This is a genomic window from Spirillospora sp. NPDC048819 (assembly GCF_040650055.1).
Lineage (GTDB): Bacteria > Actinomycetota > Actinomycetes > Streptosporangiales > Streptosporangiaceae > Spirillospora.
In genome coordinates, this window is the sequence record NZ_JBEZGN010000013.1 from 152,833 (window position 1) to 175,488 (window position 22,656).

The 22,656-nt window shown below is 72.5% G+C and carries 18 protein-coding genes; 10 read left to right on the top strand and 8 right to left on the bottom strand.

The annotated features are described in order from the left end of the window. Positions 1–228: 228 nt before the first annotated feature. The 4 genes from AB0C35_RS19720 to AB0C35_RS19735 all read left to right on the top strand — a co-directional run bounded on the left by AB0C35_RS19720 (position 229) and on the right by AB0C35_RS19735 (position 5,785). On the top strand, positions 229–825 hold the full coding sequence (locus AB0C35_RS19720) for an HD domain-containing protein (RefSeq protein WP_358457713.1): 597 nt from the start codon (positions 229–231) through the stop codon (positions 823–825). Between the two features lie 47 nt (positions 826–872). Further along, positions 873–3,380, top strand: a complete 2,508-nt coding sequence (locus AB0C35_RS19725) for a DUF3516 domain-containing protein (RefSeq protein ID WP_358457716.1) — start codon at positions 873–875, stop codon at positions 3,378–3,380. A 34-nt stretch (positions 3,381–3,414) separates the two neighbouring features. Further along, on the top strand, positions 3,415–4,215 hold the full coding sequence (locus AB0C35_RS19730) for a carbon-nitrogen hydrolase family protein (protein ID WP_358457719.1): 801 nt from the start codon (positions 3,415–3,417) through the stop codon (positions 4,213–4,215). Between the two features lie 637 nt (positions 4,216–4,852). Then, positions 4,853–5,785, top strand: coding sequence for a hypothetical protein (locus AB0C35_RS19735; protein WP_358457721.1), 933 nt, complete (start codon positions 4,853–4,855; stop codon positions 5,783–5,785). Positions 5,786–5,812: 27 nt separating this feature from the next. Here the strand turns inward: AB0C35_RS19735 and AB0C35_RS19740 are convergent, their stop codons facing one another. The 4 genes from AB0C35_RS19740 to AB0C35_RS19755 are packed head-to-tail and all read right to left on the bottom strand — an operon-like array spanning position 5,813 to position 8,996. Then, on the bottom strand, positions 5,813–6,361 hold the full coding sequence (locus AB0C35_RS19740) for a Clp protease N-terminal domain-containing protein (RefSeq protein WP_358457724.1): 549 nt from the start codon (positions 6,359–6,361) through the stop codon (positions 5,813–5,815). A 4-nt stretch (positions 6,362–6,365) separates the two neighbouring features. After that, positions 6,366–6,599, bottom strand: a complete 234-nt coding sequence (locus tag AB0C35_RS19745; protein ID WP_067794089.1) for a helix-turn-helix domain-containing protein — start codon at positions 6,597–6,599, stop codon at positions 6,366–6,368. 58 nt (positions 6,600–6,657) lie between these two features. After that, positions 6,658–7,674: a hemolysin family protein gene (locus AB0C35_RS19750; RefSeq protein ID WP_358457727.1), complete on the bottom strand. Its 1,017-nt coding sequence runs from the start codon at positions 7,672–7,674 to the stop codon at positions 6,658–6,660. Further along, complete coding sequence (locus AB0C35_RS19755) at positions 7,671–8,996, bottom strand: hemolysin family protein (protein WP_358457730.1); 1,326 nt, start codon at positions 8,994–8,996, stop codon at positions 7,671–7,673. The genes AB0C35_RS19750 and AB0C35_RS19755 overlap by 4 nt, the downstream gene beginning before the upstream one ends. Positions 8,997–9,163: 167 nt before the next feature. Here AB0C35_RS19755 and AB0C35_RS19760 point away from each other — a divergent pair, with 167 nt between their 5' ends. Beyond that, entirely contained in the window at positions 9,164–10,123 is a 960-nt protein-coding gene (locus AB0C35_RS19760) for an MBL fold metallo-hydrolase (protein WP_358457732.1), read from the top strand. Between the two features lie 123 nt (positions 10,124–10,246). After that, positions 10,247–11,251 carry a hypothetical protein gene (locus tag AB0C35_RS19765; RefSeq protein WP_358457735.1) on the top strand — a complete coding sequence of 335 codons (1,005 nt, stop codon included), beginning with the start codon at positions 10,247–10,249 and terminating at the stop codon, positions 11,249–11,251. Between the two features lie 6 nt (positions 11,252–11,257). On the opposite strand, the gene AB0C35_RS19770 is transcribed toward AB0C35_RS19765, so the two are convergent. From AB0C35_RS19770 to AB0C35_RS19785, 4 genes are all read right to left on the bottom strand, one after another. Next, positions 11,258–13,135, bottom strand: a complete 1,878-nt coding sequence (locus AB0C35_RS19770) for a potassium transporter TrkA (RefSeq protein ID WP_358457738.1) — start codon at positions 13,133–13,135, stop codon at positions 11,258–11,260. Positions 13,136–13,381: 246 nt separating this feature from the next. Further along, on the bottom strand, positions 13,382–13,711 hold the full coding sequence (locus tag AB0C35_RS19775; protein WP_358457741.1) for an Lsr2 family protein: 330 nt from the start codon (positions 13,709–13,711) through the stop codon (positions 13,382–13,384). Between the two features lie 15 nt (positions 13,712–13,726). After that, positions 13,727–14,083: an Lsr2 family protein gene (locus AB0C35_RS19780; RefSeq protein WP_358457744.1), complete on the bottom strand. Its 357-nt coding sequence runs from the start codon at positions 14,081–14,083 to the stop codon at positions 13,727–13,729. 131 nt (positions 14,084–14,214) lie between these two features. Then, positions 14,215–15,528, bottom strand: coding sequence for a helix-turn-helix domain-containing protein (locus tag AB0C35_RS19785; RefSeq protein ID WP_358457747.1), 1,314 nt, complete (start codon positions 15,526–15,528; stop codon positions 14,215–14,217). Positions 15,529–15,822: 294 nt separating this feature from the next. Between AB0C35_RS19785 and AB0C35_RS19790 the strand changes: the two genes are divergently transcribed. The 4 genes from AB0C35_RS19790 (at position 15,823) to AB0C35_RS19805 (ending at position 22,637) form a co-directional block, all read left to right on the top strand. Next, complete coding sequence (locus AB0C35_RS19790) at positions 15,823–17,916, top strand: catalase (protein ID WP_358457750.1); 2,094 nt, start codon at positions 15,823–15,825, stop codon at positions 17,914–17,916. A 560-nt stretch (positions 17,917–18,476) separates the two neighbouring features. After that, a complete protein-coding gene (locus AB0C35_RS19795; RefSeq protein WP_358457753.1) occupies positions 18,477–19,292 on the top strand; it encodes an AfsA-related hotdog domain-containing protein in 816 nt (271 codons plus the stop codon). A 7-nt stretch (positions 19,293–19,299) separates the two neighbouring features. Further along, positions 19,300–19,926, top strand: coding sequence for an isoprenylcysteine carboxylmethyltransferase family protein (locus AB0C35_RS19800; RefSeq protein ID WP_358457756.1), 627 nt, complete (start codon positions 19,300–19,302; stop codon positions 19,924–19,926). 2 nt (positions 19,927–19,928) lie between these two features. Then, positions 19,929–22,637, top strand: coding sequence for a PEP/pyruvate-binding domain-containing protein (locus AB0C35_RS19805; RefSeq protein WP_358457759.1), 2,709 nt, complete (start codon positions 19,929–19,931; stop codon positions 22,635–22,637). Positions 22,638–22,656: the final 19 nt, after the last annotated feature.

Consider the following 22,656-nt stretch of genomic DNA (forward strand, 5'->3'; position numbering starts at 1 on the left):
CGATGGTGGACCGCGGGGACGCGTTCCGGATGGCCAACCTGCTTACTCTAATTGGCAGGCTCCGGTGCCGTTGTTGCATTTGGTGCGAGTGACGTGGAAGACCGGAATGAGAGTTCGGGAGGCCGCGGGGCGACTGCGGTGGCTGAGGTGGACGTGCTGGACGTGGACGAGCGTGTCGTGGAGGCGCTGCGGCGGCGATCTCGGATACCCGGGCAATAGGGTTGCGGAGTGTGGATTCCGTCGGATGGTGACATCAGGGCGCTGCATGAGAAACACGCGCCCAGCCAGGAGGCGTTTGACGTCGTCTTCACGCACTGCGTGATCGTGTGCGAGATCGCCGAGCAGATCATGGATGGTGCCGGGCTGGACATCAACCCCGATCTGGTGCGCGCCGCGTGCCTACTGCACGATATCGGGGTCTACCGGCTCTACGACATGACCGGGACATTCGATCACAAGCGGTATGTGCGGCACGGGGTGCTGGGGCATGAGTTGCTTCGTGGCGAGGGGCTTTCCGAGGAGATCTGCCGGTTCTGTTCCTGTCACACCGGCATGGGGATCACGCGGGACGACGTCGAGCGGCAGGGGCTGCCCTTGCCGGCGGCTCACTACGTGGCCGGAACCGGCGAGGAGCGGCTGGTCATGTACGCGGACAAGTTCCACAGCAAGACCGAGCCGCCGACGTTCGTCGCCGCCGATTCCTACGCCGTCCACGTCCGGCGTTTCGGCAGCGACAAGGTCAGGACGTTCAAGGCGATGCGCGAGTTCTTTGGCGAGCCCGCCCTCAAGCCGCTCGCGGACAGGTACGGCCACGCCCTGGTCTGACGCGGCGTCCGGCGCGGGCAGTGGGTGCGCGGGGGCAGGATGGAGGGGTGAGTCTTCTTGATGAGCTTCCTTCTGGAAACGACGCCGATGCCGATTCGTTGTTCGAGGCGTTCGAACGGTGGGTGTCGGGACGCGGGATCACGCTGTATCCCGCGCAGGAGGAGGCGCTCATCGAGGTGGTGTCGGGCGCGAACGTGATCTTGTCGACGCCGACGGGGTCCGGGAAGAGCCTGGTGGCCGCGGGGGCGTTGTTCGCGGCGCTGGGCCGGGGGCAGGTGGGGTTCTACACCGCGCCGATCAAGGCGCTGGTGTCGGAGAAGTTCTTCGACCTGTGCGAGATGTTCGGGCGCGACAACGTCGGGATGATGACGGGCGACGCCAGTGTGAACGCGGACGCGCCGATCGTGTGCTGTACGGCCGAGGTCCTGGCCAACATGGCGCTCAGGGACGGGGCCGAGGCAGACATCGGCGTCGTGGTCATGGACGAGTTCCATTTCTACGCCGAGCCGGAGCGGGGCTGGGCGTGGCAGGTTCCGCTGCTGGAGCTGCCGCAGGCGCAGTTCCTGCTGATGTCGGCCACGCTGGGGGACGTCGCGTTCTTCCAGAAGGACCTGACGCGGCGGACGGGGCGGCAGACGGCGTGGGTGACGTCCGCGGAACGGCCCGTCCCGCTGATCTACGACTACCGGGTGACGCCGCTGCACGAGACGATCGAGGAGCTGCTGGCCGAGCAGAAGGCGCCGGTGTATCTGGTGCATTTCACGCAGGCCGCGGCGATCGAGCGGGCGCAGTCGCTGATGAGCATCAACGTGTGCACGAAGGCGGAGAAGGCCCGGATCGCGGAGCTGATCGGGAACTTCAGGTTCACGACGAAGTTCGGGCGCAACCTGTCGCGGTATGTGCGGCACGGGATCGGCGTGCACCACGCGGGGATGCTGCCGAAGTACCGGCGGCTGGTGGAGAGGCTCGCGCAGGCCGGGCTGCTGAAGGTCATCTGCGGGACGGACACGCTGGGCGTGGGCGTCAACGTCCCCATCCGGACGGTGGTGTTCACCGCGCTGAGCAAGTACGACGGGCACCGGGTGCGGCGGCTCCGGGCGAGGGAGTTCCACCAGATCGCCGGGCGGGCCGGGCGGGCCGGGTTCGACACGGTCGGGTTCGTGGTCGCGCAGGCGCCCGAGCACGTGGTGGAGAACGAGAAGGCGCTGGCCAAGGCGGGGGACGACCCGAAGAAGCGGCGGAAGGTGCAGCGCAAGAAGGCGCCCGAGGGGTTCGTCGGGTGGGACGAGGACGTCTTCGCGAAGCTGCAGGAGGCCGAGCCGGAGATGCTCCGGTCGCGGTTCCAGGTCAGCCACGCGATGCTGCTGTCGGTGATCGCGCGTCCGGGCAACGCGTTCCAGGCGATGAAGCGGCTGCTGACCGACAACCATGAGGAGCCGGCGGCGCGGCGCAGGCACATCTCGCGGGCGATCGCGATCTACCGGTCGCTGCTGGCGGGCGGCGTGGTCGAGGTGCTGCCCGAGCCCGATGATCTGGGCAGGTACGCGCGGGTCACCGTGGATCTGCAGGAGGACTTCGCGCTCAACCAGGCGCTGTCGACGTTCGCGCTGGCCACGTTCGAGATCCTGGACCCGGCGTCGCCGTCGTACGCGCTGGACGTGCTGTCGGTCATCGAGGCGACGCTGGAGGATCCGCGGCAGATCATCGCGGCGCAGATCAACAAGGCGCGGGGCGAGGCCGTCGCGGAGATGAAGGCGGAGGGCATCGAGTACGAGGAGCGGATGGAGCTGCTCCAGGACGTCGACCATCCGAAGCCGCTGGAGGAGGAGCTCGACGCCGCGTACGAGATCTACCGGGCCGGGCATCCGTGGGTCGGGGACCATCCGCTGCGTCCCAAGTCGGTCGTGCGGGACATGTACGAGCGGGCGATGACGTTCACCGAGTACATCGGGTTCTACGAGCTGGCCAGGGGCGAGGGTCTCGTCCTGCGGTACCTGTCGGGGGCCTACAAGGCGCTGCAGCAGACCGTCCCGGAGTCGATCAAGACCGATGATCTGATCGACCTGATCGAGTGGCTGGGGGAGCTGGTGCGGCAGGTCGACTCCAGCCTGCTGGACGAGTGGGAGCAGCTCGCGAACCCGGCCGACGAGGACCTGGACGAGCCGATCGAGGAGCGGGTCACGAAGGTGACCGCGAACACGCGGGCGTTCCGGGTGCTGGTGCGCAACGCGATGTTCCGCCGGGTGGAGCTGGCCGCGCTGGAGCGGTTCCGTGATCTGGGCGAGCTGGACCCGGACTTCGGCGCCGACGCATGGGCCGAGGCCATGGACGGGTACTTCGCCGAGCACGACGAGCTGTTCACCGGTCCGGACGCGCGGGGGCCGAAGCTGCTGCAGATCGAGGAGGTCCCACAGGACGCGCTGTGGCGTGTCCGGCAGGCGTTCGACGATCCCGAGGGGCACCACGACTGGGGCATCAGCGCCGAGGTCGACCTGGCGGGCTCGGACCAGGAGGGCGAGGCCGTCATCCGCGTGACCGGCGTCGACCGGATGTGACACGGCGCCGGTCGGAGAGCAGAGGAGGCAGGGCATGGTGCAGGTGGCGGTGGCGCAGTTCGCGCCCGGGGTCAACAAGGACGAGAACCTGGCGGCGATCGGAAAGCTCGCGGGCGAGGCGGCAGGACGCGGGGCGAAGGTCGTCGTGCTCCCCGAGTTCGCCATGTTCACCGCGCCGAAGATGGACGAGCGGTTCGTCGACTCGGCCGAGCCGCTGGACGGCCCGTTCGCCGCCGGGCTCGGGGAACTGGCCCGGCGCCACGGCGTGCACGTCGTCGCAGGCATGAACGAACGCCTGGACGAGCCGCGTCGCATCTCCAACACGCTCGTTGCCGTGGGCCCCGGCGGGGACGTCGTCGCCGAGTACCGCAAGATCCACCTGTACGACGCGTTCGGGTACAAGGAGTCGGCGCTGGTCCGGCACGGTGACATCGCGAACCCGGAGACGTTCACCGTCGACGGCGTCACGTTCGGCATGCAGACCTGCTACGACGTCCGGTTCCCCGAGGTGACGCGGCGGATCGTGGACGCGGGCGCCGACGTGCTCGCGCTGCCCGCCGCCTGGGTGCCGGGGCCGCTGAAGGAGGACCACTGGCGGACGCTGGCCCGCGCCCGCGCCATCGAGAACACGATCTACGTGGCCGCGGCCGGGCAGTGCGCCCCAACCGGGGCCGGCAACAGCATGATCGTGGACCCGATGGGCGTGGTCACCGCCGGGCTGGGGGAGAGCCCCGGTGTCGTCGCGGGGGAGGTGTCGCCCGAGCGCGTCGCCGCCGTCCGCGCGAAGAACCCGGCGCTCAGCCTCCGCCGCTTCACGGTCGCCCCGGCCGAGTAGCGGTTGTATCGAGGTGGCAACGGTCGCCGCGATTCTCCGTGTCGGAGTGGGCGCGTAGCGTGACGATCGGACGGTGCGCCTTTCCTCTGATCTCCCGCCCGCCGGGTTCACCCGCTCCGAGCCCAGTCCGCCCGGCCGCCCGCGTCCGTTCCGGTCGTCGCGTCCGTTCATCGCCGTGGTGCTCGTGCTGGGCGCCGGGCTGGTCCTCGCCGTCGGCCACGGGGCGACGGGTTCGGCCCCGGCCCGCACGGTGACGCCAGGCGCGGCCACGCCTTCCGTCACGGGGCCCGCACCGCCGTCCGCCACGGCACCGTCGCCTGTGCGGGCGGCGCCCGAGCCGAACGATGTGTCGTCCGCGAGTCACGCGGTGCCACGGGCAAGGCCGTCCGGTCGCGGGCGGGCCGGCCCCTCGCGCGCGGGCGTACCGCCGGTTCCTCGTCCCGGCCCGGCGGTGCGTGCGCGGGTCACGCGCACCGCGCGGCCTGCGGCGCCGTCCTGGGTCGTCGCGGAGTGCCGGCGCCGGTTCCCGGACGATCCGCCCCGCAGGGCGGCGTGTGTCGCGGTCCTCGCCGATATGTCCGGTAATTGATCGGGAACTTCCGGAACTCGCGGGATTCAACGGGAGTCGTATAAAACCGTGAACTCCAACCCCGACATCATCGGCATGGCACTTGCAGATGCCTTCGCGCAGCGCGGTTACCGGGCCGACCTGCCCGACCCCGGCACCATCGCCGTCACACTCAGGGACGGCACGCAGGTGCGGGCCGACATCGCCGAGTGGCGGCGCCACGCCGGACGGAACCCGCGCGCCGCACTGCCCGGCATCGCGGCCCAGTACGCCGACCAGGCGGTGGGGGCCTTCGAAGGACGCCCGGCGCCCGCGCCCGGAGGCGGCGGCCCCGACACCGGTGACCTGCGCGTCCGCCTCTACCACGAGAACGCGCTGGACGAGCGGATGCGTGCGGCCCTCCTGACGAGGCCCCTCGCCGAGGGACTCCTCCAGACCGTCGTCGTCGACCGTCCCGACTCGATGTCGCCGCTCAACAGGACCGAACTCGGCGGCCTCGGCGAGGCCGAGGCGTTCGGCGCCGCGCTGACGCACTCGATCGAGCGGGAGCCGCACTACGTCCAGGCGAACGACGTGCAGAAACTCAAGATCGTCACGATCGGCGGGCAGCACCGCTACGTCGCCGCGCACGTGCACGTCCTGCGCCGGTACGTCCCCGGCCCGCTCCCGTTCGGGGCGCTCGTGACGTTCCCGCTCCCGGAGTACGTGATGGTCCACGAGATCGGCATGGACCGCCATGTCGTCGTGGCCGTGAAGACCCTCCAGGACACGGCGGGCCGGTTCGCGGCCACCGGGGAGAAGCCGATCAGCCCGCGGGTGTACTGGTGGCGGCCGGGGGACTACGAGGCGCTGCCCGAGCGCGAGGCCCTTCACGGGGGCCGGGTGCCCGACCTGCGGCTGGTGGGCGTCCAGGTCGAGCAGGGCGAGCAGGGGCTGAACGTCGCCCTCGCCGGGGCCGCCACCGAGGAGCTGGTCCAGGGCTGGGAGGCCGCGCGCCGCTGACGTGACGCGGCTCGGGCCGGGGCACGGTCACGCCGCCGCGGAGGTCATCAGGCGTTCGACGTCGGCGCGCAGTTCACGGACGTCCGCCCCGGCCTCGGTCGCGAGCCGCACCGACAGGAAGCCGTCGTCGTGCAGGAGGCCGAGCAGGATGTGGCCGGCGCGGATCTCCTTCTGCTTGAGCCGGATCGCGTGCCGCAGGCTCAGCTCCAAAGCCTTCTTCGCCCTCGGCGTGAAGGGAATGTGCCCTCTGGGGGTGTTGCTGCACTTGGCGGCCGGGAAGTCCAGGGCGCCCTCGCCGAAGGTCTTCTCGGTCGCCTCGCGGACGGCGTCCAGGTCGATGCCGAGGGTGCCGAGCGCCTCGGGGTCGAGCGGATCCTCGCTCATCCGCGTGATGCGCGCCCGGATGCCGGACGCGTTCAGCCCATGCCGGGCGGTGGCGCGGGTCACGGGGTCGTCGCCGTCCAGCAGCGAGAGCAGCAGGTGTTCGGTGCCGATGTGGTGGTGCTTCAGGGCGCGTGCCTGTTCCTGGGCGCCGGTGACCACCTGCCGCGCGTCATGGGTGAAACGCTCGAACATCGCGTTACTGCTCCTTCTTGAGAAGGCGGCGGCCGCCGCCGTGCTTCTTGTGGACGGCCTGCCGGCTCACGCCGAGGCAGACCGCGATCTCCTGCCAGGACCAGCCCTGGTCGCGGGCGCTGGCGACCTGGAGGGCCTCCAGCCGTTCGGCCAGCTCGCGCAGCGCGCGCACGGCCCGCAGCCCGACCGCGGGGTCCCGGCTGCTCGCCTCCTGGGCGAGTGTCACTCCATCGCTCATGCCGTCAATGTAGGTTGACAGTCGCCACCTGTCAACCAACATTGACAGCGGACGGGTGTCAGCGGACGGTCAGCAGGGTGGTGAGGAGGTCGTCGAGGGTGATCAGGCCGGCGATGCGGCCGTCCGGGGCCACGGCCAGCCCGAGATGGCTGTGGTGCGCCTTCAGCGTGGCGACGGCCTCGCCGACGGGCGTGCCGACCGGCACCGCCGGCACCGGGTGCGCCAGCTCGCCGGCCGGGGTCTCGCGGCCGCGCGCACGGGCCAGGTAGGCGTCGCGGACGTGCACCATGCGGGCGGCGTGCCGCCCCGAGCCGCGCAGCATGATCCGGAGGCGGCCCGTCCGGGCGGCGGTGTCGATGACCTCCTGCGGCGTCGCCGAGGCCGGGACGGACACGATGTCCGAGACGGGCACGACCAGGTCGGTCAGCGGTGCGCGAGGCGCGTCCAGCGCGTTGGTGATCAGCGTCAGCTCGGTCTCCTCGATCAGCCCGAGCCGCCGCGAGTCCTGCGCGATGCTGCGCAGCTGCTCCGGCGTCCGCGACACCTCCCGCGAATCGGCCGGCCGGATGCCGATCATGCGCAGCAACAGGTTCGTCGCGCCGTTCAGGGCGGCCAGCACCGGGCGGGCCACCGTGGCGAACGCACGGAACGGAAGGCCCAGCACGACCGCCGACCGTTCCGGTTCGGTGATCGCCCACGACTTCGGCGCCATCTCCCCGACGACCATGTGCAGGAACGTCACCACCGCCAGCGCGAGGACGAAGGCGACCGCGTGCGCCGCCCCGTCGGGCAGCCCCGCGGCGTGGATCGGCGGGGTGAAGGTCGCGGCGAACACCGGTTCGGAGACCAGGCCGAGACCGAGCGAGCACATCGTGATGCCGAGCTGCGCCCCGGCGAGGGTCAGCGACAGCTCGTCGATCCCGGCGATCGCGGCGGACGCGGCCCGGCCGCCGCGCGCGGCGGCCCGTTCCAGCCGGGGCCGCCTGGCCGCCACCAGCGCGAACTCGGTGGCGACGAAGAAGCCGTTGCCGGCCAGCAGCGCCAGGGTGACCAGCGCGCCGAAGGCGAGGTTCACCGGCCCTCCTCGACGGTGCGGACGCGGATCAGCTCCGGGACGTGCCGGTGGACGGTCAGCACCTCGACCACGGCGGTGCGGGGCGGTTCGTCCAGCCGCGTCGGCGGAAGGTCCACGGTGACCACGTCCCCGGGCTCGGCCACCCGCCCGAGCCGCTTCAGCAGCAGGCCCGCGACGGTCTCGTAGTCGCCCTCGGGCAGCGCGATCCCCGTCTCGTGGGCGACCTCGTCCATCCGCAGCCCGGCGTCGGTCGTCCACCATTCGCCGGTCCGGATCGCGAGGTCGTCGCCGGGCTCGTTCTCGTCGGCGATCTCCCCGACCAGCTCCTCGGCGACGTCCTCCCAGGTGACGATCCCGGCGAAGCCGCCGTACTCGTCGACCACGCAGGCCAGCGGCGCGGCGGCGCCCTGCAGCCGCAGCACGACGTCCGGCAGCGGCAGCGACGACGGCAGCAGCAGCGGCGCCCTGACGATGTCGCGCACGGCGGTGCGGGCCGTGTCCTCCGGGCCGAGCAGGATCAGCTCCTCCAGCCCGACGACCCCGACGACGTCGTCGACGCTGTCGCCGACGACCGGGTAGCGGGTGTGCCCGCTCGCGGAGATGACGTCGTCGAGTTCGGCGGCGGACGCGGACGCGGACACGGTCACCACGTCGACGCGCGGGACCATGACCTCCTCGGCGTCCAGGTCGGAGAACACCAGTGCCCGCTCCAGCAGGTCGGCGTGGCCCGCCTGGAGCTTCTCGCCGGACTCGCCGATCATGCGCCCGAGCTCCTCCAGCGTCGCGCCGTGGTGCAGTTCCTCCACCGGCTCGATGCCCACCGCGCGGACGAGCCGGTTCGCGGCCGCGTCGAACAGCCGGATCAGCGGCCCGGCCACCATCAGGTAGACGACGGTGGACGCGGCCAGCGCGCGCGCCAGCCGCTCCGCCCTGGCCAGCGCGAGGTTCTTGGGGAACAGCTCGCCCAGCACCATCTGGATCACGGTGGCCAGCGCGAACCCGAGCGCCACCGCGACGGTGCCGGTCGCCGCGTCCGGCACCCCGCCCGCGCTCAGCGCCGGGGCGATCAGGTCGGCCAGGGCGGGCTTGGCGATGAACCCCACCACCAGTGCCGTGACCGTGATGCCGAGCTGGGCGCCCGACAGCATGAACGACAGCCGCCCCATCACCCGCAGCGCCCGCGCGGCCGACCGGTCGCCCTCCGCGGCGCGCTGGTCGAGGACCGGGCGGTCCGCGGTGACGAACGCGAACTCCTGCGCCACGAAGTAGCCGGTGGCGACGGTCAGCAGCAGGACGGCGAGCAGCCCGAGCGCGGCGTTCACCCGGCCCTCCCTCCGCTGAGCGACACGTCCAAGATCCCCTTACCCGCGTCGGCGCCGTCTTCCCCGCGATCCTGGGACGGTTATCGACCGCTCTGCGTGGAATGAACCCTGGACGAGCAGAACCTGCCCGCGCGGATGCCGCGGCCACGGATGCGAGGGGGGCGCCGATGCCCAGACCGTTCGCGTCGTCCGCTGATCTGGGCGACAAGGAGCAGACGCTGGAGGTCCTGGCCGACGGGGTGTACGCGCTCACGGCCGAGGGGGACCCGAACGTCGGCGCCGTCGAGGGCGAGGACTTCCTCGTCTGCTTCGAGGCCCTCGCCACGCCGGCGGCGGCCCGCGACTGGCTCACGGTGCTGCGCGCGCACACCGACAAGCCGATCCGCTACCTGGTCCTGTCGCACTACCACGCCGTCCGGACGCTGGGCGCCAGCGCGTTCGGCACCCCGGTGATCCTCGCGCACGACCTGACCCGCTCGCTGATCGCCGAGCGCGGCAAGCAGGACTGGGAGTCGGAGTTCGGGCGGATGCCCCGCCTGTTCAAGGACCCGGACGGCATCCCGGGGCTCACCTGGCCGTCCGTGACGTTCTCCAGCACGCTCACCATCGACCTCGGCGGTGACCGCGGCGATCTCGACCTGGCGTACTGCGGGCGCGGCCACACCGAGGGCGACATCGTGGCGTGGCTGCCCCGGCACCGGATCCTGTTCGCCGGCGACCTCGTGGAGACCCAGGCGGCCCTCTACACCGGTGACGCGTTCCACCGCGAGTGGGGTTCGGGCACGCTCGACCACGTGAACTCGTTCGGCGCCGAGACGCTCGTCGGCGGACGCGGCGCCGTCGCGCACGGCCGGGACGCCGCGCACGCCGCCGTCGGGCAGACCCGCGACTTCCTCGCCACGATGATCCGCGAGACCGGCCGGGTCCGCGACGAAGGCGGCACGCTCAAGGACGCCTTCGCCGCCGTGCACGCCGCGCTGGCGCCCGCCTACGGCCGCTGGCCGATCTTCGAGCACTGCCTGCCGTTCGACGTGTCCCGCCTGTGGGACGAGATGGACGGCGTCGAACGCCCCCGGATCTGGACGGCCGAGCGCGACCGCGAGGTCTGGGCGCGACTGCAGGACTGAGCGTCTCCGGGGAGGGGCTGGCGATGTCCGGATTTCGTGTCACCCTGGAGTGAGCCGGGCCCGCGTGGTCAGCGTCGGATCGGCCCGCGGGCACAAGGATTCCCTGATGGGTGGGGAGTGCCGATGACCGAGGAGAACCGCCCCCGTCCGGTGTTCGATCCCGGCATCCCCGGCGGCGACCGCGCGCTGCTCGCCGCGGCGCCCGAACGGCTCGTCGCGGCCTGCATGGACGCGCCGCCGCCCCCGCGGCTGCGTCCCGCCACGGTCGCGGCACGGCTGGTGTGGATCCCGGTGTTCGCGTTCTTCTACGGCGTGCTGCCCGGCGGCTGGCTGCGGGTGCTCTTCCTCGCCTCGCTCGACGAGGACGAACTGGTCGGCGGCGCGATGCGCTGGGGGAGGCTGCCCGTCCTCGCGATGATGCTCACCCCCGCGCTGCAGATCCTCCTGCTGCTGCTCGGGCAGGCCGAGGCCGCCGCGGTCCTCGCGGCGGCGAGCTTCACCGGCTGGGTCATCGGCGCGCTGCGCCACGTCCGCGAGCCGGCCGCCGCCCGCGCCGCACGCGCGCACCACGGCTCCTACCTGCTGCCCGGCGACTTCGACCGGCCCGCCGCGCGGCTCCTGGTCCGCGCCCAGCGCGCCATCGACGCCGTCCTCGGGTCGCAGACGCACGGAGCCGGGCTGCTGGACGACGTCAACAACACCGTCGTCCTGCCGAGGCAGGAATGGGCCATCGCGGGCGCCCTCGCCGAGCACACGCGGCTGCGCCGCGAGCGCCGCGCCCAGCAGCCCGAACGGCTCTCGCCGCGCGTCCGGGCCCTCCTGGAACCCCAGGACCGCGCCCTGGAGCTGTCGGTCGGCTCGGTCACGGCGCGGATCGAGGCGCTGGAGGGGTACGCCCGCCGGGCCCGCGAGGCCGACGACGCCTACCACGAGTCGCGGGTGCTGCAGGGGCTGCCCGAGCAGAACGCCCGCTACCGGGACCTGCTCGCGAGCACGGCCGGGGACGAGATGGCGGGCGCGGAGATCCGCGGGATGGCCGACGACGCGCGCCGGGCCGAGCGGGCGCTGCGCGAGCGCGTCGCCGGGGCGCTGCGGGCCGGCCACGAGCTGCGGCTCTACACGCGGTGACCCGGATCAGCTCTCGGCCAGCACGATGACGCGGTCGTCGGCCGACAGCGTGAGCGGCGCCGTCTTGTCCGGGTTGAGCACCACCCCGTAGGCGGGCGGCTCGTGGAACCGCTCGGTCAGCCGGTAGCCGAGCGCGACCTCGCCGCGCCGCCGCGCCGACTCGATGAGCGTCGCGAAGTCGGCCTCCGCGCCCGGCGCCAGATAGTCGCAGGCGGGCTTGAGGTAGATCTCCGAGCCGGCCGGGTCGAGCAGGTCGACGAACACGTCGTACAGGTGCCGGTTCTCGCTGAGCTGCGTCAGCATCAGGCTGATCAGCTTCTCGCTGACCACGAAGTCGTCGGCCTTGGTGACCTGCGCGATCTCCCGGTTGGCGTCGTCGTTGATCTCGCTGACGATGGCGAACGGGTCGCCGAGGGCGTCCTCCATGTCGCGCAGGTGCAGCAGCGTGACCAGCGTGCGGGCGTCGGCGTGCTCGCGGTCGAACCCCTCCTCCGACAGCACGATGATGTGCTGGTACGAGCCGACGTCGAGGGACTCCAGGGACGGCCGCTCGGTCGGCTCCGCCCGGACGAAGTCGATCTTCAGGCCGTCGCACGGGCGCAGCCGCCCGGTCGGGTCCTCGCGCGGCGCGGCCACCATCAGGGCCGAACCCGGGGCGAGGAACTCGTCCAGCAGCTCGATGATCTTCGGGGCGCGGTGGTTCCAGCCGAGCATCAGCGTGCGCTCGGGCACCGGCTCGCGCGGGGTCGCCGTGGTGATCGCCGACTCCCGGACCGGCGGTGGCGGCGCGGACGCGAGCCGGATCAGCAGATCGTCCTCGGCCAGCACGATGACCTCGTCGTCGGCGCGGATCACCGTGTCCATCGGCGGGTTGAGCAGGACGGTCCCGTCCGCGCGCCGCAGCCCCGACGGGATGCCCAGGTCGTAGGCCGCGAGCGACGCGCCGAACGTCCGCCCGTCCAGGTCCGGCTCGCGCCGCATGTAGAACTCGTGGCCGGCGAAGTCGAGCAGGTCGGTGCAGACCTGCGACAGGCCCGACTGCCGGTGCGACTGGACGATCAGCCGGATCGCGACGTCGTCGGCGTCGATCACGTGCGCCGAGCCGCCGCCGGCGAGCCGGGCGGCGGGCAGGTTCGCCGAGTCGTGGACGGCGGCGACCACGTGCGGGCGGTTGCGTCCCCACGTGCGCGAGCCGAGCGACAGCAGCACCTTGATGACCCGGGTGTCGGCGTCGTCGATCTCCGGTGTGACGATCATGATGGAGCGGGCGGTGCCGGGACTGACCAGCTCCACGTCGGCGACCTTCAGCGGGTCGCCGGTGCGGCACACGATGCGGGTGCGGCCGAGGTCGCCGACGCGGTCCCGGATCGCGTCCTCCATCTCCACCTTGTCGCGGTTGGCGAGGATCGCCACGCACGACCTGCGCTTGCTCTGGTTGGCCTCCACCAGCTCGGCGACCACGGTGAAGACCTGCTCGGACCAGCCGAGCAGCACGGTGTGCCCGTGCTCGACGATCCGCGACCGGCCCTTGCGCAGCTCGGTGATCTTGCCTTCCAGGCCGGTGGTGATCACGCCGATCAGCGAGCTGACGATGAAGATGCCGCCGATCGTGGCGACCAGCATCAGCGCCAGGAACGGGCCGGTGCCGGTGTCGTCGCCCATCGTGCCGGGGTCCAGTGTGCGCAGCAGGCTGCGCCAGACCATGCCGAGCCAGTGCCCGTTGTCGGCGCTGTCGCGCGGTGTGAGGAAGACCGCCGCGGTCGCCACCACGACCACCAGCCCCGCCGAGGCGAGACCGAGCCAGCCGATGAGCGCGGGCGTCCCCCTCGACATGGTCCTGTCGAACCAGTACCGGACACGGTCCCATCGCGTCGCGCGTCTCAACGGTCTGCCCCCTCGGCCGTTCCCCCTGGGGGTCAGCCTATTGTGTTGTCTCGCTCTATTCCCGGCATTCTCCCCGGATCCGGGCGCGTTCGGGGCAGTGTGCTTCTGTGTGAACCGGCCCCCGGCGAATGCCGCACCCGAAAAGGCGATTTGCCCGTTGCGCACGGAAGAGGCCGGGGTGATGAGAATTCCACCACCCCGGCCCCTGGCGTCGTGCCGGAACGCCGCCGGCCACGCGGAGGACCGCTAGTGCGCGGCCTCGTACTGCTCGATCACATTGGCGGGGATACGGCCCCGCTCATTGACCTTGATGCCGTGGTTCTTCGCCCACTCGCGAATCTCCGCGGAGCGCTCACGGCTGCCCGCGGTCCGGGCGGCGCGGCCACCGCGGCCGGTGGGCTTGCGCGCCTTGCGCGCGCCCGCCACGAACGGCTCCAGGCCGTTGCGCAGCTTGGCGGCGTTCTTCTTGCTCAGGTCGATCTCGTAAGTGGTGCCATCGAGGGAAAAGCTGACGGTCTCGTCAGCCTCTCCGCCGTCGATGTCGTCCACGAGAAGGACTTCGACCTTCTGTGCCATGCGGGGACTCCCTAGCTATGCGTCCGGCTTGGCGTCCGGATGTGCCTCGATGAATGCAGCATAGACCTCATCCGATATCTTGCCACGTTCAGAGACTTCGATGTTACTTCGCAATGCCCACTCGCGGACATCGCCGTTCGTGTAGCCCTTGATCTTCGCGGTGCGGGACTTGCGTCCCTTCCCTGCGGGCTTCACCTCGGCGGCGTTCTCGATGAAGGGCGCGAGCGCGTCCAGCGTCTCGTTCAGCCGCTTGAAGTTGTCATCGCTCAAGTCGATCGTGAACGTCCGGTCCAGGACTTCGAAGTCCCGCTTTGCGACATCGGCTCCTTCGGAGCCGTCGATGTCGTCCACCCTAATGACCTTCTCGGCCATGTGTCTTCAGTCTTCCTTCCCCTGGCCTGCGCGGCGACCTTGACGGTAGCGGATTCCGGGACCCGGCATGACGTCAAGACGCGCCCGGCGGGGAAGTGGCCGGGGAAGTGGCGCGGGGAATGGCGGACGATTCAGGCGCCGTGCCGCTCGATCCAGGTGTGCAGGAGCAGCATCATCTCCAGCCGGATCGCCGGGTCCTCGATGTCGAACCCGAACATGCCGTGCAGCTGCGCCAGCCGGTAGCGGACGGTCTGCGGGTGCACGCACAGGACCTCGGCGGCGCCCGTGGCGTTGAATCCGTGCTTCATGCACTCCAGCAGCGTCACGGCGAGCCGCAGGCCCTGCCGCGGCCCGGCCTCGTCCAGCGGGGCCAGCCGCCGCGACGCCACGATCGCGGCGAGCGTCCCGCCCTCCCGCAGCAGCAGCTCCGGCAGATGCTCCTCCGCCCGGACGAGCACCCCGCCGCGCCGCACGCCCCGGCCGGCGGTCCGCGCGCCGGGCCGCACACCGGCCCGGCCGGCCGAGCCGTTCCCGGACCGGCCCGGGACGGGGGCGGCCGGCGCGAGGTCCAGCGCCCGCCGTGCCCACAGCAGCGACGTCCCCGCCTGGTCCGCCGGGACCGACGGGCCGATCGCGCCGGTCCAGCCCGCGAGCGTCGCGGCCAGCTCCTCGATCCGCCCCGGCCCGTCGGGGTCGGGCATGATCAGGCAGGGCCGGCCGTGGTCCAGGCCCGTCAGCAGCGACGGCGGCAGCCCGGCCGGGCCCTCGCCGCCGCTGCCCGGACGCGGCCGCAGCACGATCACCGCGAGCCGCCTCGGCAGCGGCCAGCCCGCGCGGGCCGACTGCTCGCGGGCCACCTCGGGCGGTGCGGGCGGGTCCGACAGCAGCAGGGTCAGCAGCCGGCCGCGGCGCTGCTCGCGCTCCCCGGCCGCCTTCTCCCTGGCCCGCGCGTAGCCGTGCGCCGCCGCGGACGCCAGCGCGTCCAGATAGGCGAAGTTGGCCTCGGCGAGCAGGCTGATCAGCGCGCGGGGGCGGCCGAGCCGCTCGGCCTCGACCGCCAGGTGCCGCCAGGCGAGCCGCGACCCGACCCGCATCGCGTTCTGCAGGTGCTCCAGGGCGCGGCCCTCGACGGCCTCGCCGTAGCCCACGTCGAAGAAGACCTGGTACACCTCCTTCCAGGAGGCGTCCGGGTCGGCGATCATGTGCACGAAGTGCTCCATGGCGTGCGCGACCGCCGCCTCGGCCACCCGCGAGTAGGCCGTGTCGCCCGGCCGGTCGTACTCGGGGACGTGCCTCAGCACGCCCTGCACCATGGGGCCGAGCAGGTCCGGGAGGTGGGGCCGCATCCACCGCGCCTCTTCCGGCGGGATCTCCCGCCACGGCTCCTCCGTCAGGCCGTCCAGTACGGACGATCCGGTGTGCGCGTCCTCGTATGCCGTCGTCACGTTCAGCACCTCCTCGGCCTAGCACCGGCCTAACGCTCGGTCGTCTCAACCTAGGCATGCGAAGTGAGCCGCGACACTCACCGGCGTTCATCCCGCGGGCCCGCATTTGTCAGCCGCCTGACAAGCCCGCCTCCCCGGACGGCCCGACCGCCCGGAAACGGCCCCGCCCGGGCCGAAACCAAGTTCCGGTCAAAGGGCGCATGGCCCGGATCTCGGGGGGTAGCCGCCACCACGTGCCCATACACCGCCCCGCCAGGTCACCACTGGGCCCGTTCACTTCGAGGGAGCTGAATCATGGTCGACTCCGCCGGCCGCGGCGACGCGAAGCAGGAGCAGCTGGAGCATCGGCGGGTGAGCCCGGAAGGGACCGGACTCACCACCGACCAGGGAATCAAGGTCGACGACACCGACAACTCGCTGTCGGCGGGCGAGCGCGGCCCGTCGCTGATGGACGACTTCCATCTGCGCGAGAAGATCACCCATTTCGACCATGAGCGGATTCCCGAACGGGTCGTGCACGCGCGCGGCTCGGGTGCGTACGGCCATTTCCGGTTGCACGAGTCGCTCGCCGACTACACGACCGCCGAGTTCCTGCGCGACACGTCGCTGACGACGCCCGTGTTCGTGCGGTTCTCCACCGTCGCGGGGTCGCGCGGCTCGGCCGACACCGTCCGCGACGTCCGCGGCTTCGCGACGAAGTTCTACACGCGGCAGGGCAACTTCGACCTCGTCGGCAACAACATGCCGGTCTTCTTCATCCAGGACGGCATCAAGTTCCCCGACTTCGTCCACGCGGTGAAGCCCGAGCCGCACAACGAGATTCCGCAGGCGGCGTCCGCGCACGACACGCTCTGGGACTTCGTGCAACTGCAGCCCGAGACCCTGCACATGATGATGTGGCTGATGTCGGACCGGGCGATCCCGCGCAGCTTCGCGATGATGCAGGGCTTCGGCGTCCACACGTTCCGGCTCGTCAACGCCGAGGGCAGCCCGACGTTCGTGAAGTTCCACTGGAAGCCGAAACTCGGCACCCACTCGCTCGCCTGGGACGAGGCCCAGAAGATCGCCGGGAAGAACCCCGACTTCAACCGGGCCGACCTGTGGAACCGGATCGAGGCGGGCCAGTTCCCCGAGTACGAGTTCTGCGTGCAGCTCGTCCCCGCCGAGGACGAGCACAGGTTCGGCTTCGACCTGCTCGACCCGACGAAGATCATCCCGGAGGAGGAGGTGCCGGCGCGGCCGGTCGGGACGCTGACGCTGGACCGCAACCCGGAGAACTTCTTCGCCGAGACCGAGCAGGTCGCCTTCCACCTCGCCAACGTCGTGCCCGGCATCGACTTCACCAACGACCCGCTGCTCCAGGCGCGGCTGTTCTCCTACCTGGACACGCAGCTGATCCGGCTCGGCGGGCCGAACTTCCCGCAGATCCCGGTCAACCGGCCGGTCGCCGAGGTCCGCAACCACCACCGCGACGGCTACCACCAGATGGACATCCACCAGGGGAGGGCGAGCTACCACAAGAACTCGCTGTCGGGCGGCTGCCCCGCGGTCGGCGGAGAGGGCTCGTTCACCCACTACCAGGAGCGGGTGGACGGCGACAAGATCCGCAAGCGGAGCGAGAGCTTCGCCGACCACTACTCGCAGGCGACGCTGTTCTGGAACAGCATGGCCGACTGGGAGAAGGAGCACATCGTCGGCGCGTTCCGGTTCGAGCTCGGCAAGTGCGACCACAAGCACGTCCGCGAGGGCGTCGTCGAGCACCTCAACCACATCGACCACGACCTCGCCGTCCGGGTCGCCGAGGGCATCGGGGTGGACCCGCCGAAGTCGCCCGTGACCGCCAACCACGGCCGCAGCTCGCCCGCGCTGAGCCAGGCGAACTCTCCCGCGGCCGTCGAGGGCCGCCAGATCGCGATCCTGGTCGCCGACGGCGTCGACTCGGCCGCCGTCGCCGCGGTCGGCGAGGCGCTCACCGAGGCCGGCGCGGTCTGCGAGGTGCTCGCCGCCGAGGACGGCTTCGTCCAGGCGGCCAACGGCGCCCAGGTGGAGGTCACCCGCGCGATGCCGACCGTCGCGTCCGTCCTCTACGACGCGGTGCTCGTGCCGGGCGGTGAGGAGAGCGTCCGGACGCTCGCGCAGGACGGCGACGCCGTGCACTTCGTCGCCGAGGCGTTCGTGCACTGCAAGGCGGTCGGCGCGCTCGACGCGGGCATCGGCCTGCTGGAACGCGCCGGGATCACCGGTGTGGACTTCGCGGACGGCGGCACGGTCAGCGACCACGGCGTCGTCACCGGCGAGGGGCCGGGCGGCGACTTCTCGGCCAAGCTGATCGACGCGGTCAAGGCGCACCGGCACTGGACGCGCAAGAAGTCCCACGTACCCGCCTGACCACCCCTGAGGACCCTCCCGGGGAGGGGCGGACCGGGGGACGGGGCCCGGCGCGGCGCGGCTCGGCGAGCCGCCGCGCCGGGCCCCGCCGCTTTGACCGCATTCTGCCAATTAATTGTGGGCAAGGTCACAGCGCTCGCCGTTTCCGGGGTGCCCGGACAATAGTTTGAAAATATATCTTGTGCGACCGGCGCGCTAAAGCACCGCACCGGGTGCGGACAAACGCGCGGCTAACGATCTGCATTGTGGCCTGATGACGTGCGCGCTTCGCCCGGGCTGCCGCCGGACGGCCGGGCCGCCGGGTTCCGCAAGTGGACGCTGACATGCGCTTTCCGGCCGGTACGCCCTTGCACGGAGCGTGTTCGGGGGACGCCGGGTTGCCGGTCTGGGAAGACTCCCGCCGCCCGGACTGCCCAGGAGTGCAGTTCAGCTGTGCTCATTTCTGTAGCAAGATGACGGCCGTCTCGCCGGTTTTCCGGCCCTTACCGAGAAGGGCGTCCGGTGCCGTTTTCGGCGCATGCCGGCGGGGAGCCAGGGGTCAGTAAATGGAGGGAGGGCGCATGGCCGCGTCCGTCATCGATCGATTCCGCGAGCTGGTCGTCGACGAGTCCGATCCCTTCTACTTCGACCACCCGCTCGACCATGTGCCGGGGATGCTGCTGTTCAGCGGCCTGCTCGACCTGGCCGTCCGCGCCGACGAGCTCCGGTCGCGCGGGCGGCCGCCCGGCCGGGTGGTGGCCGGACTGGACTTCACCCGGTTCTGCGAGCTGCGCGGCGCGACGACGCTGTCCTGCCGCGCGATCCCCGGCCCGAACCGGGCGTGGACGGTCGCCGCGCGCCAGGCGGACGAGGAGGTGTGCGCGGGCTCCATCGCGTTCGCCGACGACGTCCCCGCCGTCCCTGCGGGCATGCGCGGGGCCGGGGAACCGGCCGCGTCCCGGCGGGCGCCCGCCGCGCTGGTCCACCGGCACCGCCCCGAGAACATCCTGGTCGGCGAGCCGGTGCGGCGCGGGCGCGGGGTGGTGGAGGCCGCCGTCCTGCAGCCGCCCGCCGGACCGGAGCCGAGACCGCCGTTCCGCGGGCCCGTGGAGATCGTCGAGGCCGGCCGGCAGTTCGCCACGATGCTGGAGCACGAGGAGCACGGCAGGCCCATGGACACGACGCTGCTGTGGGCGGCGCTGCGGCTGGACATCCCCTGCCGCCTCGACCGCGAAGCCCCGCTCCTGCTGCGCTGGCCGATCACGCGCGCCCCGGGGCGCCGCTCCCACTGCAAGGCGACGCTGGCGGACGCCGTGACCGGCGCCGACCTGGGATCGCTGACCTACGAGGCGTACGCGGTGGACCCGGACCAGTACGCGCGGACCAGGAAACGGTGACGCGACGATGACCGACAAGCTCCTGGTGCTCGCGCCGCGCCTGCTGTTCGCCGTGGCCGCGGGCACGCTGGTCGCGGGGATCGTCCGCCACGCCTTCGCCCAGCCCGCCGCGGCGGGCCTGCTGGCGGCGTACCTGGGCTGGCTGCTCCTGGAGGCCCCGGTGACCTTCCGCCGCGCCGCCGCGGCGCCCGCCGACGCGCGGACGCTGCTCCCGTACGCGCTGGCCCGCATCATGCTGATCGCGTCGGCCTCCCTCGCGCCGCCGCCGTGGGACGGGTGGTCGCCGTGGCTGCTCGTGCCGGCCGCCGTGTTCGCCTCCGGGGTGGCGTTGCGGCAGGCCGCGATCCGCGCGCTCGGCCGGTTCTACTCCCACCACGTCATGCGGCAGGACGGGCACCGGGTCGTCACGGGCGGGCTCTACGGGATCGTCCGCCACCCGGCCTACGCGGGGATGCTGCTCGCGAACGCCGGCTTCGCGTGCCTCTTCCTCAACCCGGCAGGGGCGGCGGCGCTGGTCCTGCTCGCCGCGGCGGTCGCCTGGCGGATCCGGGTCGAGGAGCGGGCCCTGCGGGACGTTCCGGGTTACGCGCGGTACGCGGCCGGGAGGCCGCGCCTGCTGCCGGGAGTGTGGTGAGCATGGGCGAGATCGGCCACAAGTTCGCGCGGCTGGAGACGCTGCACGCGGCGGGCTTCCCCGTCCCGGACTTCTTCTGCCTGCCCGCCGGGGAGTTCGACCGGGCGCTCGACGGGGTCGCGGCGACGCTCCCGCCGGCCCCGTCGGTGCCCGTCCCCGACTGGTGCGCCTCCGCCGCGTCGGCGCTGGCCAAGGCCGTCCCGGACGGGGAGTTCGCCGCCGGGCTGCTGGACGCCTTCGACGAGCGCATCGGCGCGCGGGAGACGGCCGCCGTGCGCGCCTGCGTCGTGCCGGGGGAGGACGGCGCAGGCGAGGACTCCGATGACGACCCGTTCGCCGGGATGAGCGACAGCTTCCTTTACGTGCGGCGTGCGGGGCTGCTGGAGGCGGTGGCGCGGTGCTGGGCGTCCGCGTTCAAGCCCGAGGCCGTCCAGTACCGGATCCTGAAGGGCGTCGACCCCGCGAGCGCGAGGGTCGCGGTGGGGATCCAGCGGATGGTGCCCGGGACCCGCTCGTTCGTCGCGTTCACCCGCGACCCCCGCGACGGGACGAGGCATCACATCATCGCCGCCGCGCACGGAATCGGCGAGGGCGTCGTCCAGGAGAAGGCCGACATCGACCATTTCTTCGTCGATCCCAAGACGGGCACCGTCCGCGCCGAGGTCGTCACCAAGCGGCTCATGGTGGGGCCGCCCGCCGGCGGCGGAACCGACCCGAAGGTGACCGAGGTGCCGGAACCGCTCCGGGACGTGCCGGTCCTCACCGACGACCAGGCGCAGGAGGTGGCCGGCCTCGCCGCGCGCGTCGAGGAACGGTTCGGCTGCCCGCAGGACATCGAGGGGACGTTCACCCCGGACGGCGCCGTCCACCTCGTCCAGGCCCGGCCGCTCGCCAAGGCCGCGCCGGACGGCGGCCTGCGCGTCCATTGGGGCAACCACAACATCACCGAGAGCTTCCCGGGAGTGTCCGGCGCGCTCACCTACTCGCAGGCGCGCATGTTCTACGAGCTCGCGTTCACCGACCTGTACCGGCGGATGGGCGTGCCGGCCCGGCGGCTGCGCGCGAACGCTCACCGGCTGCCGCGCATGGTCGGGTACCTCGACGGCCGCGTGTACTACCGGCTGGACGACTGGCAGGAACTGCACGGCCGGCTGCCCGTGTTCGACCTCGTCCGCTCCGGATGGGAGGAGGGCATGGGCATCACCGGCGAGGTGCGCGCCCCCCGGCGCCGGTCGCGCGCCCGCGTCGCGGCCTCCCTGCCCGTGATCGCCTGGCGCGCGGCCTGGCATCCGCGGGCGACCGCGCGGCTGCTGCGCTGGTGGGACGGGCTGATGGAGGAGATCCACGACCCGCCGGCGGTGACGGGCTCGGCCCGCCCGCTCGCCGAACGGTCCCCGGACGAGCTGATCGCCCTCTACCGGCGCGTGTGGGCGGAGGTGTCGCGGCGCTGGGGCGTCACGCTCGCGAACAGCGTCTACGGCCTCCTCGCCATGCGGGCCGGGACGGCGCTGCTGCGCCGCTGGGCGGACGCCGGGCCCGAACTGCTCCCCGGCCTGCTGTGCGGCGGCCGCGAGAACCGCTCGCTCGCCGCCGCCCGCGCCGCCATCGGCCTCGCCGAACGCGCCGCCGGGATACCGGACCTGAAGGCGGCGCTGCTGGCCGCCGGCGGCGCGGGGGAGGGCGACCCGGCCGAGGACGGGCCCGGCGCGGAACGCCTGCGCGCCGTGTGGTCCGACATCGCCGCCGGCCGGCACGGCCCGTCCATGGCCGCGGCCGCCCGCGCGTACCTGCGGCGCTACGGGGACCGCGCGATGCACGACCTGAAGCTCGACGAGCCGACCCCGCGGCAGCGGCCGTGGACGGTCGCCGCGACGATCGCGCCGTTCGTCCGGCAGGGCACGACCGTCGCCGGCAGCCGGGCCGGTGAGGCGCGCGCCGCGGCGGACGCCCGGCGGCGGCTGCGGGCGGCCTGCCGCAACCCGGTGCGCCGGTCCGTGCTCACCGCGCTGCTGTCGATGATTCGATGGTTCGTCCGTACGCGGGAGGACGCCCGGTTCCTCCGCACACAGCTGTTCGGGCTGTCCCGCGAGGTGATGTGGCGGCTCGGCGAACACCTCGCCGAGGCCGGGATGCTGGACGACCCGATGGACGTCCTCGACCTCACCGTCGAGGAGGTCACCGGCGCGTTCGACGGCACGCTCCCCGGCTCGGACCTGCGGGGGCTCGCGGCGGTGCGGCGCGCGGAACGCGACCGCCGGCGCGCCGGGCCGCCCCCGCCCGCGCTGCTGTCGATGCCCGCCGGACGCCCGGTCGCGGCGGCCCTCCCGCAGGCGCGCCCGGCCGGCGCCCCGCAGGTCCGGGAAGAGGCCGGGGGGCGGGTTCTGCGCGGGCTCGGGTCGAGCGGCGGGACGGTCCGCGGCCGGGCCAAGGTCGTCCTCGACCCGGGCATCGCCCCCGCCGGCTGCGCCGGCCGGATCCTCGTCGCGCGCGAGACCGACCCCGGCTGGCTCCCGCTCATGATCGCCGCGTCGGGGCTGGTCGTCGAGCGCGGCACCCTGCTCTCCCACACCGCCGTCACGGGACGGCTGCTGGGCGTCCCCACGGCCGTCGCGGTCGCCGGCGCCGCCGGCCGCATCCCGGACGGCGCCTGGATCGAGCTGGACGGGCGCGCCGGCACGGTCCGGGTCCTGGACGAGCGCCCGGTGCGGTGACCGGCGCGCGCGAGGACCG

What these genes read in the sequence shown, in the direction of transcription:
- AB0C35_RS19795 (WP_358457753.1), top strand. Translation starts at nt 18,477, where the DNA reads ATGGCCGCGTCCGTCATCGATCGATTCCGCGAGCTGGTCGTCGACGAG.
- AB0C35_RS19775 (WP_358457741.1), bottom strand. Translation starts at nt 13,711, where the DNA reads ATGGCACAGAAGGTCGAAGTCCTTCTCGTGGACGACATCGACGGCGGA.
- AB0C35_RS19745 (WP_067794089.1), bottom strand. Translation starts at nt 6,599, where the DNA reads ATGAGCGATGGAGTGACACTCGCCCAGGAGGCGAGCAGCCGGGACCCC.
- AB0C35_RS19790 (WP_358457750.1), top strand. Translation starts at nt 15,823, where the DNA reads ATGGTCGACTCCGCCGGCCGCGGCGACGCGAAGCAGGAGCAGCTGGAG.
- AB0C35_RS19805 (WP_358457759.1), top strand. Translation starts at nt 19,929, where the DNA reads ATGGGCGAGATCGGCCACAAGTTCGCGCGGCTGGAGACGCTGCACGCG.
- AB0C35_RS19765 (WP_358457735.1), top strand. Translation starts at nt 10,247, where the DNA reads ATGACCGAGGAGAACCGCCCCCGTCCGGTGTTCGATCCCGGCATCCCC.
- AB0C35_RS19740 (WP_358457724.1), bottom strand. Translation starts at nt 6,361, where the DNA reads ATGTTCGAGCGTTTCACCCATGACGCGCGGCAGGTGGTCACCGGCGCC.
- AB0C35_RS19780 (WP_358457744.1), bottom strand. Translation starts at nt 14,083, where the DNA reads ATGGCCGAGAAGGTCATTAGGGTGGACGACATCGACGGCTCCGAAGGA.
- AB0C35_RS19760 (WP_358457732.1), top strand. Translation starts at nt 9,164, where the DNA reads ATGCCCAGACCGTTCGCGTCGTCCGCTGATCTGGGCGACAAGGAGCAG.
- AB0C35_RS19800 (WP_358457756.1), top strand. Translation starts at nt 19,300, where the DNA reads ATGACCGACAAGCTCCTGGTGCTCGCGCCGCGCCTGCTGTTCGCCGTG.
- AB0C35_RS19730 (WP_358457719.1), top strand. Translation starts at nt 3,415, where the DNA reads ATGGTGCAGGTGGCGGTGGCGCAGTTCGCGCCCGGGGTCAACAAGGAC.